Raw genomic sequence first — 13919 nt, 5'->3', positions numbered from 1 at the left:
GATCCTCAGCCGGCCTGCTCGTCGACGAGCTCCTCGACGAGGTCGGCCAGCTCGGCGTCGTCCAGGTAACCCTCGCCCCGGACGTCGCCCTCGGCGTCGAGGACGAGGTAGGTGCTCTGCGCGGTCACGCCGAAGTGGCGCCACACGGCGCCGTCGACGTCGGAGAGGTTGGTGACCGCCGGGTCGACCTCGGAGGCGAACTCGGCGATCGCGGAGGCGTCGTCCTCGGCGCCGACGCCGACGACCGCGACATCGTCGCCGTGGGTCTGGGCGAGGGCACCGACGCCGGAGATCTGCGCGCGACAGGTCGGACACCAGGGGGCCCAGAACCACAGCACGGCGGGTCGACCGGACAGCGTGGCGCCGTCCCAGTCCGCACCGGACACGGTGCGCGCCGAGACGTCGTACAGCGCGTTGTCGCCGGAGGCGTCGGTCGACGCGGAGGAGCCGGTGCTCGTGGTGCCGCACGCGCTGAGCACGAGGGCCGCGGCGGCCAGGAGGCTCGCCACCGCGGGGCCGGGGCGCAGCCGTGGGGTCGTCATGCTCCGAGCGTAGGACCGGGCGCCCGGATGGTTCGGTGAGCGTGCTCACACAGAGCACACCGATCCATCCGGACGCCCGGTCCGTCCACGGGAGAGCGACCGGTCAGACGGCCGGGGCCTCCGGCACGTCGAGCTCTGTGTGCACGTGGTGGTTGAAGTAGTTCGTGAACAGGTTCAGCGTCACGTGCACCGAGAGCTCGGTCAGCTGCTCGGTGCTCCAGCCCGCGTCGATCGCGGCCTGCCAGGCCTCGTCGCTGGTGTTGCCCACCTGGGCGGTGTAGTCACGGGCCAGGCGCAGCAGCGCGTCCAGCTTGGCGTCGTCGGCCTTGCCACGGCGGATCGCGATCATCTCGTCGGCGCTGAAGCCCGCCGCCTTGCCGCCGCCGGTGTGGGCGGACTGGCAGTAGATGCACTCGTCCTCGTTGCCCACCGCCAGAGCGATCGCCTCACGGGTCTTCGCATCGAGCGTGGCGTGCTCGGCGATCACGTCGCCGATCGCGGCGTACGAGAGCAGCACGGCCGGCGAGTGCGCCATCCCGCCGTGGATGTTGAGGACCTTGCCGAACTTCGCCTCGAGGTGCTTGAGGGCGTCGGTGCTGGCCGCCGGTGCGGAGTCGACGGTGTGGACGGGGATGCGGGGCATGAGGTTCTCCTGGACGTGCGGGGATCGTTCCTAGGACACCGGCTCCAACGGCCCCGGTGGTCCAGACATTCCACCGCTCAGGCGTCGGGAGCCCGCAGCAGCACCGCGGTGAACTGCTGGTTGGTCCCCCAGGGGGTGAGGTGGTCCTCACCCGCCGTGCCGTGCAGCGTGTAGCCGGGGAACTCCGCGACCAGCTCGTCGTGGGTGTAGCGCACGATCGGCAGGCCGCTGCAGGTGGTCGGCCCGTCGGGGCCGAACGTCGCGACGACGAACCAGCCGCCCGGGCGCAGCCCGCGCTGCAGCGAGGCCCGGTAGTCGTCGCGCTCGTCCTGCTCGGTGAGGAAGTGGTAGACGGCGCGGTCGTGCCACAGCGCGTACCGGCGACCGGTGTCGAGGTCCAGCACGTCGGCCACGTCCAGGGTGAGGTGCCGGCCCAGATCGCCGACCCGTTCACGGACCGTGTCCAGGGCGGTGCGGGACAGGTCGATCGCGGTCACGTCGGTGTAGCCGCGCTCGAGGAGGTGGTCGGCCAGCGTCGACCACCCCGCCCCGACGTCGATGACCGGGTCGCTCGGGTCGACCCCGCTCTCGTCGACCAGCCCGAGGGAGAGCCCCGGCACCGACTGCCACCACGACACCCCGTCGACGTCCTTGCCGTCGTGCACGTTCTCCCAGTAGTCGCGCCGGGCCTGCGCGTCCTCGGGTCGCCACAGGTCCTCGGCGCTGCTCTGGTCGCTCATGCGGCGAACCTACGCCCGTGCCCACGGTGCGCGACCCACCGCGGCCCGAACCTTTACCTGAGAGCGACGTGCGGGCGTGTCCGAGATTCGTGCACGTCCGTAAAGTCCCAGCATGAGTCATTCCGACGCCGTCCTGACCACTGTGCTCCCGGAGCCGGGCCAGGACCACGTCCCCACCCCGGCCGGCGCGGTCTCGCGCCTGATCGACGGTGGCGACCTCGACTGCGGCAGCGGCCTGCTGCTGCTCATCACCCGCAACATGCGCCGCCTCGAGGACGGCGGGCACCTGGGCATCCGCAGCGCCGAGCCCAGCGTGACGATCGACCTGCCGGCCTGGGCCGACCTGGTCGGGCACACGATCGCGATGCAGCACGCGGAGTCCGAGCAGGGTCCGTGGTGGTTCGTGGTCGAGAAGGCCGGCGCGCCCGCGACCGTCTTCAGCACCGGCTCGCGCACCCCCGTCGGCGAGCGGCTGTGGGTCTACACGAACTTCGACTGCAACCTGGCCTGCGACTACTGCTGCGCGGAGTCGTCCCCGAAGGCCGAGGCGCGCCGCTTCCCCGTCGAGACCGCGCAGAAGGCGTTCGCGGAGTTCGCCGCACTCGGCGGGCGTGAGGTCTTCCTCACCGGCGGCGAGCCGTTCATGCACCCCGACCTGGCCGGCCTCGTGGACGCCGCCGAGGGCCTGGAGCGCACCATCCTGACCAACGCGATGATCCTGGGTCGCGGTCGGCGTCGCGAGGTGCTGGAGGGGCTCGACCGCTCGGTGGCCCTGCAGGTCAGCCTGGACAGCGCCACCCCCGACCTGCACGACCGCCAGCGGGGCGCCGGCTCGTGGGGCAAGGCCCTCGACGGCATCGAGTTGGCGGCGTCGCTGGGCTTCCGGGTCCGCATCGCCGCGACCCTGTACGACGAGGACCCCGCCGGCGTGCAAGCGCTGCACACGCGCCTGGACCAGCTCGACATCGCGCCCGAGGACCGGGTGATCCGGCCGGTGGCCGCGGAGGGCTTCGCCGACCAGGGCATCCACGTCTCGATCGACAACCTCGAGCCCGAGCCGACCCTGACCGCCGACGGTGCCTGGTGGCACCCGGTCGCGGTCACCAACCCCCACATGCGCATCGCCGACACCCCGCTCCCGGTGAGCGAGGTCATCGGGGTCATGCGCGACACCGTCGCGGTGCAGGACGCCGCGGCCGCGACCGGACGAGAGGTGTTCCGCTGTGCGTGAGAAGCTACGAGCCCTGACCGGGTGGACCCTGGCCCCCGACACCGACGCGGTCCCGCGCCACCAGGCCGTCGGCCTGGCCTTCCTGCGGATCACCGTGGGGCTGATGTGGCTCTACAACGTCGCGTGGAAGGTCCCCGCCGACTTCGGCCGCGACTCCGGCAACGGCCTGTACAAGTTCACCGGCTTCGCCGTCGAGCACCCCGTGCTGCCGCCGTACAGCTGGGTGGTCGAGCACCTGATCCTGCCCAACATCTCGGCCTTCGGCTGGCTGGTGCTGGTCGCGGAGACCGCGCTGGCGGTGCTGCTGATCTCCGGCACGTACGTGCGCGCGGCGGCGCTGCTGGGCATCGCGCAGTCCGTCGCGATCGCGCTCTCGGTCGCCTACGCGCCCGAGGAGTGGCCGTGGTCGTACTGGCTGATGATCGCCGCCCACGTGGCGCTGCTGGTCGGGTCGTCGGGGCGTGTGTTCAGCGTCGACGCCGTCCGCAGCAGGGTCGCCGCGCTCGCCGGGCTGCAGCGCGCCTGGGGCGTGCTGGCGCTGGTCGTGGGTCTCTACAGCGTCGTGAGCTCCTTCGACGACCCGCTGGCCGCCCGCGGGCCGGGGCTCCGCTCCACCGACCTCTCGATCAGCCTGGGCACCTTCAACCTGCTGGGCGGGCTGCTCGTGGTGCTCGTCGGCGCGGGTCTGCTGCTGGCCGCCCGCGGTCTCGCGGTGGCCGCGCTGGCCGCCGGGGGACTGGCCGTCGTCGGCGCCCTGCTGCTGCGCATCCAGATCGGCTTCACCGACCCGCTGCTGGGCGGCAACGCCACGAGCGTCGCCTTCCTGCTGATCCTCGCGGTCGTCGCGCTCGCGGACCGGCTGCCGGCCGGATCGACCACCCCTGCTCCCTCCACCTCCTCCCGCCCTGAAGGACGTCATTCGTGAAGACCACCCGCCGAGGCCTGCTGGCCGGCTCCGCTGTACTCCTGCTGCTCACCGCCTGCGGCAACGACTCCGAGGGTGCAGGGGCTTCGGGGTCCGGGTCTGCGACGGCCGTCCTGGGCATCTCGGCGATCCCCGACCAGGACCCCGAGCAGCTGAACCGGCTCTACGGTCTCGTGGCCGACGCGGTCGCCGAGGCCACCGGCCTGGAGGTCTCCTACGAGGCCGTCACCGACTACACCGCCGTGGTGCGGGCCTTCGAGGTGGGTGACATCCACCTCGCCTGGATGGGCGGCCTGACCGGCGTCCAGGCCCGCGAGCGGGTGCCCGGGTCGGTCGCGATCGCCCAGCGCGACATCGACGCCGACTTCCACAGCCTCTTCATCGCCACCGAGAAGTCGGGGATCGCGCCGTTCGACGACACCTCCGGCCTCAGTGTCCTGGCCGGGCACAGCCTGACCTTCGGCTCCGACACCTCCACGTCGGGGCGCCTGATGCCGCAGTACTTCATGCAGGAGGCCGGGCTCGACGTCTCGGACCTGAAGGGCGAGCCCGGCTACAGCGGCTCCCACGACGCCACCATCGAAGCGGTCGCCAGCGGCTCCTACGAGGTGGGCGCCGTCAACGAGCAGGTCTGGCAGGCCACCGTCGACGCGGGCGAGGTCGACCTCTCCGACGTCGTCGTCCTGTGGCGCAGCCCCGGGTACGCCGACTACCACTGGCTCGCCCGCCCCGACCTCGACGAGACCTTCGGCGAGGGCAGCACCGACGCCATCGCCCAGATGCTCTTCGACCTCGACCCGGCCGACCCCGACGACGCGGCCATCCTCGACCTGTTCGGCGCCACCTCCTTCGTGCCCACCCAGAACGAGGACTACGACCAGATCGAGACGGTGGCGCGGGACCTCGGGCTGCTGGCGTGACCACCGCCCCGGTGGGCCCAGAGGGTCCGGTCGTCAGCCTGCGTGGGGTCGGGCGCCGCTTCGGCGACCGCGACGCGCTGGTCGACCTCGACCTCGACGTCCACCGGGGTGAGCGTGTGGCGTTGCTGGGCTCCAGCGGGGCCGGCAAGAGCACGCTGCTGGCGCTGCTGAACGGCTCGCTGCCGCCCAGCACCGGGGCCGTCGAGCTCCTCGGGGAGCGCCCCGACCAGCTCTCCGCGGGCGCCCGGCGCCGCCTGCAGACCCGCATCGGGACCGTGCACCAGCGCCTCGACCTCGTCGAGCAGGTGCGGGTCTTCCACAACGTCAACGCCGGGCGGCTCGGGCGGATGAGCACCCTGACGGTGCTGCGCTCGCTGGTGTGGCCGGTCGGAATGGCCGAGGTGCGCCACGTGCTCGAGCAGGTCGGGATGGGCTGGGCGGTGCACGAGCGCACCGAGCGGCTCAGCGGTGGCGAGCGGCAACGGGTGGCGATCGCCCGGTTGCTGCTGCAGCGCCCCGAGCTGGTCCTCGCCGACGAACCGGTCGCCAGCCTCGACCCGGCCCGGGCCGCGGAGATCCTGCGGCTGCTCACCGAGGTGGGCGAGCAGGATGCCGGCACCGCACCGACGCTCGTCGTGAGCCTGCACCAGCCGAGCCTGGCGCGCGACCACTGCACCCGCGCCATCGGCCTGCGCGAGGGGCGGATCGCCTTCGACGTGGCCGCCGCAGACCTCGGCGAGCACCACCTCCAGGAGCTCTACGTCCTGTCATGACCACGCTCGAGCAGGCGCCGCCGCGCACCACACCACGACGGGGCACCGACGCCCGGACCGTGTGGCTGCGCCGTCTGGTCGCGCTGCTCGTCATCGTGCTGCCGCTGGCCTGGGCGTGGCTGCGCACCACCGGCGGCGGCACGGAGCTGGTCAACACCGGGGGCCTCGGGCTCGTCGACGACCTGCTCGGCAAGGCGCTGCACCCCGCGCTCGACCCCGAGTTCCTGGGGGTCGTCGGGCGCGCCGTCGGCGTCACCGTCGCCTTCGCCCTGCTCGGCACCGCCGGGGCGCTGGTGCTCGGGGCCGTGGGCGGGCTGGTCCTCAGCGACGTCGCCTGGGGGGCCCACCCCGGCCGGTGGGTGGGCGTCGTACGAGTGCCGTTGCGGGGGGTGCTGGTCGCGGCCCGGTCGATCCACGAGCTGGTCTGGGCGTTGCTCCTGGTCAGCGTCCTGGGCCTGGACCCGCTGGTCGCGGTGATCGCGATCGCGGTGCCGTTCGGGGCCCAGACCGCCAAGGTCTTCGCCGACACCCTCGACTCCACGACCCGAGGCCCCCTCGAGGCGCTGCGCTGCGCGGGCGCGGCCCCGCTGCCCGCGCTCGCCTACGGGCTGCTGCCCGGCGCGCTGCCGCTGCTGCTGTCCTACTCCTTCTACCGCCTCGAGTGCGCGATCCGCTCGGCGGTCATCCTCGGGGTGGTCGGTGTCGGAGGGCTGGGCCAGGAGCTCGTGGTCAGCCTCCAGTCCCGCAACTGGGACGAGGTCTGGACCCTCATCGGCGCGGTGCTGCTGCTCTCGGCGGTCGTGGACCTGTGGAGCACCCGGGTGCGCAGCGGCCTGGCCGTCGCCAGCTGCTCGGACTGGTCCAGCGGTCTCACCGGGGCCACTCCCGGCAAGGGATCGGGGTGGGTGCGGTGGTCGGGCTGGGCGCTGCTGCCGATGCTCGCGGTCGCCTGGTGGTACTCCGACCTCTCGTTGAGCGGGCTGTTCTCCGAGCGCACCCGCGACCTCAGTGTCCGCCTCGGCGCCGACCTCGTGCCGCCCGCGCTGCCGCCCGGCGGGTGGGCGACGCTGAGCGCGGGGGTCCTCGACACCCTGGCGATGGCGGTGCTCGCGATGGGCTTCGCCGTCGCGCTCACCCTGGCGATCGGACCGCTGGCCTCGCGGCCCCGCCGCGACCAGGACGGCAGCGGGGCGGGTGTCCTGCGCTGGGGCGGCTGGGCGGTGGCCCGGGTGCTCCTGCTGGTGCTGCGCTCGGTGCCGCCGACGGTGTGGGCCGTGGTGGCGCTGCTCGCGCTGTTCCCCGGCATCCTGCCCGGCGCCGTGGCCCTCGGGCTCTACACCGGCGGCATCCTCGGGCGCCTGGTCGCCGAGGCGTGGGAGTCGGTGCCGATCCGCCCCCGAGCTGCGCTGCAGGACATCGGCGTCCCGCGGTCCCTGGCGGGCCTGGCCGCGACGGTGCCGGCCGGCGCGCAGCCGCTGGTCACCTACACGCTCTACCGCTTCGAGATCTGCGTCCGCGACACCGCGATCGTCGGTGTCGTGGGTGCGGCCGGGCTGGGGCGGCTGCTGCAGGAGAACCTCAACGCCTTCCGGTTCCCCGCGGTCACCACGCTGCTGATCGCGTCCTTCGCGGTCTCGGTGGCCGCCGAGCTGTTCGGCCGGCGGATCCGCCGCGCCCTCGCCCCCTGACCCGGCCCAGATCTCTCGCCGACCCGGCCCAGATGTCGCGCCGACCCGGCCCAGATGTCGCGCCGAGCCGGCCCAGATGTCGCGTGAGATCTGGGTGGTTCCAGGCAGGGCCATCTGCGCCGACTGGGCGTGATATCCGCGCCGACTGAGGCTCTTGTGATGCATGTGTGGGTGGCTGAGCGTGCCGTGAATGAGCGCACGCCGCTCTCTGTCTAGGTTTCTGAACTGTCGAGGAACTGAAACCAGGTGCACAGGAGAGCGGCGTGCGCGATGCCACCTTATGGCGTGCTCTTGTCGGGTGTGAGAACACCGTGATCGAGGGCGTTGACTTCGAGCAGGAATTGCAGCAGGTCACCATCCGGGTCCGCCCGGTAGCTCGTCAGCGTGGCCGCTGTGGCCGTTGCCAGCGCCCCTCGCCGGGCTACGACGCAGGTCGAGGACGCCGGCACTGGCGCGCTTTGGACCTGGGCACGATCCGGTGTCAGCTGCAGGGCGATGCGCCGCGGGTGCGGTGTCGTGAGCACGGCGTGGTGGTAGCTCACCTGCCCTGGGCCCGCCATGGTGCTAGGGCAAGCAGGGCATTCGAGGACCAGGTCGCCTGGTTGGCCACCCAGACCTCGAAGATCGCGGTCACCGAGCTGATGCGCATTGCGTGGCGCACCGTAGGCGCGGTCATCACCCGTGTCTGGGCCGAGGTAGAAGGACGCGTCGACCTGCTGAGTGGGCTCACCAGGATCGGGATCGACGAAGTCTCCTACCGGCGCGGGCACCTGTACCTGATGGTCGTCATCGACCACGACACCGGCCGACTGGTGTGGGCCGGCAAGGGCCAGACCAAGGCCACCTTGCAGTCCTTCTTCGATGCCCTCGGGCCCGAACGGTCCGCCCAGATCACCCACGTCACCGCTGACAGCGCCGGCTACATCGCCGACGTCGTAGGCACCAACTGCCCTGCCGTGATCCAGGCCGCTGATCCCTTCCACGTCGTGAAGTGGGCCAACGACGCCCTCGGGGAGGTCCGGTTGACTGCCTGGCGCGAGGCACGAGCAGCGGTGCGCGCGAACCCGCCACGACGCGGACGACCAGTTAAGGACGCACCACCGCACCTGGAGTCACAGCGCCTGCGACTGCTCACCCGCTCCCGCTACGCGCTGTGGAAGAACCCCGAGAACCTCACCAGCAGCCAGAGTGCCCAACTGAAGTGGATCGCACAGACCGACCCCCGACTGTGGCGCGGCTACCAGCTCAAAGAAGGGCTACGCGCGATCTTCAAACTGCCCCACCACGAGGCCCCCGAGGCGCTCAATGCCTGGATCACCTCAGCGCAACGCTGCCGCATCCCCCAGTTCGCAGCACTAGCCAAGACCGTGCAGGCCCAACGCGGCCCCATCCTGCTGGCCATCGAGCACGGCCTGTCCAACGGCCGCACCGAAGCCGTCAACCTGCGCATCCGACTACGAACCCGCATGGCCTACGGCTTCCGCGACCCCCACGCTCTGATTGCCATCCTCATGCTCACTCTCGGCGGCCACCGACCCCGACTACCCGGCAGATGACCCACACATCAGTCACAAGAGCCCGACTGAGCGGGATATCCGGGCCGACTGAGCGGGATATCTGGGCCGGGTCAGCGGGAGAGCACCTTGAGGGTGCGGCGGGCCATCTGCTCCTCGCCGAAGGCGTTGGGGTGCACGATCACCGGGTTGGTGCCGGCGAGCACGGGCTCGACCCACCGGGTCAGGGGGAGCTGGCAGGCGTCGTGGCCCTCGGAGGCCCGGTTCAGGTTCACGTACGTCGACCCCGTGGCGCGGGCGGCCCGCTTCACGGCGCTGTTCAGGACGCGCTGGATGGTCCGCAGGTAGGGAACGTCACCGGTCGCGACCGGCATCTGGGGGAAGCAGCCGTCCCGCTTCGGCATGATCCACGGGTAGCCGAGGATCGCGACCTCCGCCTTCGGGGCCCGGCGGCGCACGTCGCGCAGCGCCTGGCGGATCGCGGGGAAGGTGGTGGTGCGGATCGTGTCGGTGAAGGAGTCGCCGTACTGGTCCTTGCAGGGGCTGCCCTGGCCGACGGTGCTGAGCCCGGCGGCGCCGCACTGCAGGATCGCGTTGAGGAAGACGCTGCTGTCGTTGCCGCCGATGGTCATCGTGACCAGGCGGGTGCGCCTGCTCAAGGCGTCGAGCTGCGGCGGGACGTCGTCGTACTGCGAGCCGCGGTAGTCGGTGGTGTCGGCGGCGCCGCAGGTGACGTCGGTGAGGCGGGCGCCGAGCTCGTCGGCGATCACGTGCGGGTAGTTCAGCGACGAGCGCAGGCACTGCACGGGAGCGGTGGGGTCGAGCGGGAGCACCCCGGACGCCGCGCTGTAGGAGTCGCCCATCGCCACGTACCGCACGCCGCCGCGCTCCTGGGCTGTGTCGGCCGGGGCCGCGACGGCCGGGGCGGTGACCGGCGCGAGCGCGGCGACCAGCCCCAGAGCGGTGGTGGCAGCAGCGAGCAGGGCGGGGCGACGGGACACGGGAGCTCCAGGGACGGGCAGGACGACAGGGACGCAGCGCAGCGTAGGCCGCGGCGTGCGGCTCGGGCCACACCCGTTCACCGCGGCGGGCGCAGCCGCCGGGTGTCGTCGGCCAGGCGCACGGTGCGTGCGGTGCGATCGAGGTGGCCGAGCAGCGCGAGCGCGACCCGGCGGCTGGTGCCCAGCGCGGTGCGGGCGCTGCTGACCGAGAACGGCGCGGGCAGCTCGGCGAGCCGGGCGAGCGCCTCGTCGTCGGCCCCCGCCGCGAGCACCACGCCGCCGCCGAGGTGCACGAGCGCCCCGGCCCGGTCGAGGGTGGCCAGCGCCCGGGTGTCGAGGCCGAGCTCGCGCAACCGGTCGGCGGTCGGGGCCGCGAAGCCGGACAGCTCCGGGAGCAGCGCCTCGAGCGGTGCCTGCAGGTGCGGGGGCAGCACGGGGTCGGCGGCGGCGCTCCACCGCCCGCCCACCAGCCGGGCGCCGGGCACGCCCACCGCCTCGACGATGGCCGGGTCAGGCAGGTCGAGCCGTTGCGCCAGCGCTGCGGGGGCAAGGCCCGCGGTCCCGCTGCCGGCCACGACCTCGGCCGCGCGGCGGCGTACCGATGCGGCGTGCTCGGGGTCGACCAGCCACCCGGCCGCCCGCACGCACCCCTCCGGTACGACGTCCGGGTCGAGCCCGGCGCGCCGCAGCAGGGTCTCCTCGGCGAGGCCGCGCAGCGCCAGGTCGGCCCCGCTCGAGCCGTCGAGGGTCATGAGGTCGCTCGCGCGGGTACGGGCCGCGCCGCGTCGACGCAGCTCGGGCGGGCGCGGGTCCAGGACCCGCACGCCGCGGACGACCCGGTCGCCGGGGGAGCGCAGCACCGCGCGGTCCCCGACCCGCAGCGGCAGCGGGTGGTCCAGCCGCAGCCGGGCCAGCCCCGGAGCCAGCACCCGGGCGTGCACGGCGACCTGGGCCGCGCCGACGTGGAGGAGCGGACGTTCGGGCAGCCGATCGAGGTCGGGACCGGTGAGGGCGACGTCGACGACGTCGACCTCCAGCCAGGCCCCCGGGGTGACCAGCGCGCTGCCGCGGCCCACCGCGTCGGGCACGCGGCCCCCCAGCGCGAGCGCCACCCGGGCGACCCCGGTCACCGACGTCCGGGCCCGGCCCAGCGACTCGAGGGCGCGCACCCGCACCTCACCGCCCGGGCCGTGCAGCACCTGGCCCTGGTGGATGGTCCCGGCGGGCAGGGTGCCGGTGACGACGGTCCCGGTGCCCCTGACGTGGAAGCGTCGGTCCACCCACAGCCGGACGTCGGCGGTCGGGTCCGGTGCCGGCACCCCGGCCAGCACCTCGGCCAGCACGCGGCCGAGCTCGGCGCGCAGCGCGCTGGTCCCGGCGGCGTCGGCGGCGCTGGTCACGACGTGCGGCACCCCGGCCAGGCCGGTGCGCGCGAGCTCGTCGCGGGCCCGGGCCAGCGCGGGCGCGGGGTCGGCCAGGTCGGCGCGGGTGACGACCAGGACGCCGTGGGTGACCCCCAGGGCGTCGAGGGCCGCGAGGTGCTCGGCGGCCTGCGGCATCCAGGGGTCGTCGGCGGCCACGACCAGCATCGCGACCGGCACCGGGCCGACCCCGGCGAGCATCGTGGCGACGAAGCGCTCGTGGCCCGGCACGTCGACGAAGGCGACGTCGCCGATCCCGGGCAGCGCGGTCCAGGCGTACCCCAGCTCGATGCTCAACCCGCGCCGCTTCTCCTCGGCGAGCCGGTCGGGGTCGCTGCCGGTCAGGGCGCGCACGAGGGTCGACTTGCCGTGGTCGACGTGCCCGGCGCTGGCCACGACGTGCACTCAGGCACCTCTCCCGGCGCTGCCTGCGGGTGCCGGCGCGAGCACGCGGCGCACGGCGTCGGCCAGGGCGGCGTCCTGCTCGGGTGGCAGGGCCAGCAGGTCGAGGAGCAGACGCCCGTCGTGCACGTGCCCGACCACGGCGGGAGAGCCCTGCCGCAGCGGCAGCGCGAGGTGGTGCGGCAGCGCGACGGCGGCGCTGGGCAGCGGCACCCCGGGGGCGCCGCCCCCTCCGACACGGCCCTCGGAGGCCACGGCCTCGGCGGGGGCCCCGATCGCCCGGGCGAGCAGGCGGGCGCGGTCGAGCAGGTCGCCCGGCCGGCTGGCCAGCGACGCTGCGACCGGCGGCACCGGCCCGGTCAGGGTGGCCTCGAGGGCCGCCAGGGTCAGCTTGTCGACGCGCAGGGCGCGGGCGAAGGGGTGCCGGCGCAGGCGCTGGACGAGGTCGGCGCGACCCAGCAGCAGCCCGGCCTGCGGGCCGCCGAGCAGCTTGTCGCCGGAGGCGGTGACCAGGTCGGCGCCGTCGCGCAGCGTGGTCGCGGCGTCGGGCTCGTCGGGCAGCCGCGGGTGCGGGGCCAGCAGCCCGGAGCCGATGTCGGCCACCACCGGGACCCCGAGACCCGTCAGAGGGGCCACGGGGACCGCGGATGTGAAGCCCTCGACGCGGAAGTTGGAGGGGTGCACCTTGAGTACGAAGGCGGTGCGCTCGCTCACGGCGCGCTCGTAGTCCGCCAGGTGCACCCGGTTGGTGGTGCCGACCTCCCGCAACCGCGCGCCCAGCGACTCCATCAGCTCGGGGATGCGGAACCCGTCGCCGATCTCGACGAGCTCACCGCGCGAGACGACCACCTCGCGACCCACCGCCAGGGCGCAGGTGACCAGGGCAAGGGCGGCGGCCCCGTTGTTCACCACGTGCACGCCGCCCGCGTCGGGCACCGCGGCGGCCAGGGCCGCCAGTGCCCCCGCACCGCGGGGACCGCGCAGCCCGCTGTCCAGGTCGAGCTCGACGTCGGTGGCTCCGGCGGCGAGCGCCACGGCGTGCACCGCGGCCGCGGAGAGCGGGGCGCGACCGAGGTTGGTGTGCACGACCACGCCGGTGGCGTTGAGCACCGGGCGCATCGAGACCGGCTCGTCGGGCAGCGCCGCCACGGCCGCGGCGACGACGTCCTCGGGGTCGACCCGGCCGGCGCGGCACGCGGCGAGGGCCTCGTCGACCGCGGCCTTCACCCGGGTCCGGCCCAGCCGCCCGACCGCGGCGACGACGTCGGGGTCCGCGAGCACGTGGTCGACGCGGGGCACGCGGCGCCGGGCGTCTGGCACGGCTCTCCTCCCGACGGCGCCCTCGGGGTCCCCGGGGGCGTGCAGCAACGCTGGCGGAGGCGGACGGGAATCGAACCCGCCTGACCGGGATGCCCGGTCACAACGGCTTTGAGGGCCGTGCCCGTCACCAGACGAGGTACGCCTCCGGGCTCAACATAGCCGGGCGGCGACCAGCTGGCCCCCCACCCCCAGGGTGCTGGTCAAGCGAGGACGAGATGGGGCAGGCTGGGCCCATGGAGCAGTTCCTCGGGTGGCCGCTGGTGCGTCAGGTGCTGGGCCGCGACAAGCTGGGACGCGGCGCGGCGGCGATGTCCGGGCGCAGTCGCGACCTGGAGCCGCGCACCGCGCAGGCCGACCGGGTCGTCGACTCGGTGTGCCCCTTCTGCGCGGTCGGCTGCGGGCAGAAGGTCTACGTCAAGGACGACCGGGTCATCCAGATCGAGGGCAGCGCCGCCAGCCCGATCTCGCGGGGCCGCCTGTGCCCCAAGGGCAGCGCCAGCAAGCAGCTCGTCACGTCCTCGAGCCGGGTCACCAAGGTCCGCTACCGGCGCCCCCACGGCACCGAGTGGGAGGACCTCGACCGCGACACCGCGATCGACATGATCGCCGACCGCGTCATCGCCACGCGCAAGCAGTTCTGGGAGTGGGAGGACGAGCACGGCCGTCGTACCCGCCGCACCCTCGGCATCGCGAGCCTCGGCGGAGCGACCCTCGACAACGAGGAGAACTACCTCATGAAGAAGCTCTACACGGCCATGGGGGCGATCCAGATCGAGAACCAGGCCCGTATTTGACACTC

General features: G+C 73.6%; 13 protein-coding genes and 1 tRNA gene. 7 read left to right on the top strand and 7 right to left on the bottom strand.

What is annotated here, in order from left to right; genetic code table 11:
• Positions 1–5 precede the first annotated feature (5 nt).
• From I601_RS19825 to I601_RS19815, 3 genes are all read right to left on the bottom strand, one after another.
• Positions 6–542, bottom strand: a complete 537-nt coding sequence (locus tag I601_RS19825) for a TlpA family protein disulfide reductase (RefSeq protein ID WP_068113638.1) — start codon at positions 540–542, stop codon at positions 6–8.
• A 103-nt stretch (positions 543–645) separates the two neighbouring features.
• Entirely contained in the window at positions 646–1185 is a 540-nt protein-coding gene (locus I601_RS19820; protein WP_068113636.1) for a carboxymuconolactone decarboxylase family protein, read from the bottom strand.
• Between the two features lie 77 nt (positions 1186–1262).
• Positions 1263–1925, bottom strand: coding sequence for a class I SAM-dependent methyltransferase (locus I601_RS19815; protein WP_068113628.1), 663 nt, complete (start codon positions 1923–1925; stop codon positions 1263–1265).
• A 112-nt stretch (positions 1926–2037) separates the two neighbouring features.
• Here I601_RS19815 and I601_RS19810 point away from each other — a divergent pair, with 112 nt between their 5' ends.
• From I601_RS19810 to I601_RS19785, 6 genes are all read left to right on the top strand, one after another.
• Positions 2038–3156: a radical SAM protein gene (locus tag I601_RS19810; protein WP_084527873.1), complete on the top strand. Its 1119-nt coding sequence runs from the start codon at positions 2038–2040 to the stop codon at positions 3154–3156.
• Positions 3149–4081, top strand: coding sequence for an Rv1678 family membrane protein (locus tag I601_RS21515; protein ID WP_068113624.1), 933 nt, complete (start codon positions 3149–3151; stop codon positions 4079–4081). The genes I601_RS19810 and I601_RS21515 overlap by 8 nt, the downstream gene beginning before the upstream one ends.
• Positions 4078–5001, top strand: coding sequence for a putative selenate ABC transporter substrate-binding protein (locus tag I601_RS19800; protein WP_068113622.1), 924 nt, complete (start codon positions 4078–4080; stop codon positions 4999–5001). The genes I601_RS21515 and I601_RS19800 overlap by 4 nt, the downstream gene beginning before the upstream one ends.
• Complete coding sequence (locus I601_RS19795) at positions 4998–5774, top strand: phosphonate ABC transporter ATP-binding protein (protein WP_218917709.1); 777 nt, start codon at positions 4998–5000, stop codon at positions 5772–5774. The genes I601_RS19800 and I601_RS19795 overlap by 4 nt, the downstream gene beginning before the upstream one ends.
• Positions 5771–7462, top strand: coding sequence for a PhnE/PtxC family ABC transporter permease (locus I601_RS19790; RefSeq protein ID WP_084527871.1), 1692 nt, complete (start codon positions 5771–5773; stop codon positions 7460–7462). Before I601_RS19795 ends, I601_RS19790 begins: the two co-directional genes overlap by 4 nt.
• 263 nt (positions 7463–7725) lie before the next feature.
• Positions 7726–9018 carry an ISL3 family transposase gene (locus I601_RS19785; RefSeq protein WP_068113619.1) on the top strand — a complete coding sequence of 431 codons (1293 nt, stop codon included), beginning with the start codon at positions 7726–7728 and terminating at the stop codon, positions 9016–9018.
• A 71-nt stretch (positions 9019–9089) separates the two neighbouring features.
• Here I601_RS19785 and I601_RS19780 read toward each other — a convergent pair whose 3' ends face one another.
• The 4 genes from I601_RS19780 to I601_RS19765 form a co-directional block, all read right to left on the bottom strand.
• The gene (locus I601_RS19780; protein ID WP_084527869.1) at positions 9090–9977 is read right to left on the bottom strand and encodes an SGNH/GDSL hydrolase family protein; all 888 of its coding nucleotides are present in this window, start codon (positions 9975–9977) and stop codon (positions 9090–9092) included.
• A 77-nt stretch (positions 9978–10054) separates the two neighbouring features.
• Positions 10055–11803: a SelB domain-containing protein gene (locus I601_RS19775; RefSeq protein WP_068113615.1), complete on the bottom strand. Its 1749-nt coding sequence runs from the start codon at positions 11801–11803 to the stop codon at positions 10055–10057.
• On the bottom strand, positions 11804–13120 hold the full coding sequence (gene selA / locus I601_RS19770; protein ID WP_068113609.1) for an L-seryl-tRNA(Sec) selenium transferase: 1317 nt from the start codon (positions 13118–13120) through the stop codon (positions 11804–11806).
• 51 nt (positions 13121–13171) lie between these two features.
• Positions 13172–13266 (bottom strand) — tRNA-Sec (locus I601_RS19765).
• Positions 13267–13353: 87 nt separating this feature from the next.
• Here I601_RS19765 and I601_RS22025 point away from each other — a divergent pair.
• Positions 13354–13914, top strand: coding sequence for a dehydrogenase (locus I601_RS22025; RefSeq protein WP_157520353.1), 561 nt, complete (start codon positions 13354–13356; stop codon positions 13912–13914).
• The last annotated feature ends 5 nt before the right edge of the window (positions 13915–13919 follow it).

This window comes from Nocardioides dokdonensis FR1436 (assembly GCF_001653335.1).
GTDB lineage: Bacteria > Actinomycetota > Actinomycetes > Propionibacteriales > Nocardioidaceae > Nocardioides > Nocardioides dokdonensis.
This window is presented reverse-complemented; position numbering and strand designations above follow the sequence as displayed.

Excerpts from the sequence above, each read along its gene's own strand:
- I601_RS19810 (WP_084527873.1), top strand. The coding sequence starts at position 2,038 with ATGAGTCATTCCGACGCCGTCCTGACCACTGTGCTCCCGGAGCCGGGC.
- I601_RS19790 (WP_084527871.1), top strand. The coding sequence starts at position 5,771 with ATGACCACGCTCGAGCAGGCGCCGCCGCGCACCACACCACGACGGGGC.
- I601_RS19820 (WP_068113636.1), bottom strand. The coding sequence starts at position 1,185 with ATGCCCCGCATCCCCGTCCACACCGTCGACTCCGCACCGGCGGCCAGC.
- I601_RS19815 (WP_068113628.1), bottom strand. The coding sequence starts at position 1,925 with ATGAGCGACCAGAGCAGCGCCGAGGACCTGTGGCGACCCGAGGACGCG.
- I601_RS22025 (WP_157520353.1), top strand. The coding sequence starts at position 13,354 with ATGGAGCAGTTCCTCGGGTGGCCGCTGGTGCGTCAGGTGCTGGGCCGC.
- I601_RS19825 (WP_068113638.1), bottom strand. The coding sequence starts at position 542 with ATGACGACCCCACGGCTGCGCCCCGGCCCCGCGGTGGCGAGCCTCCTG.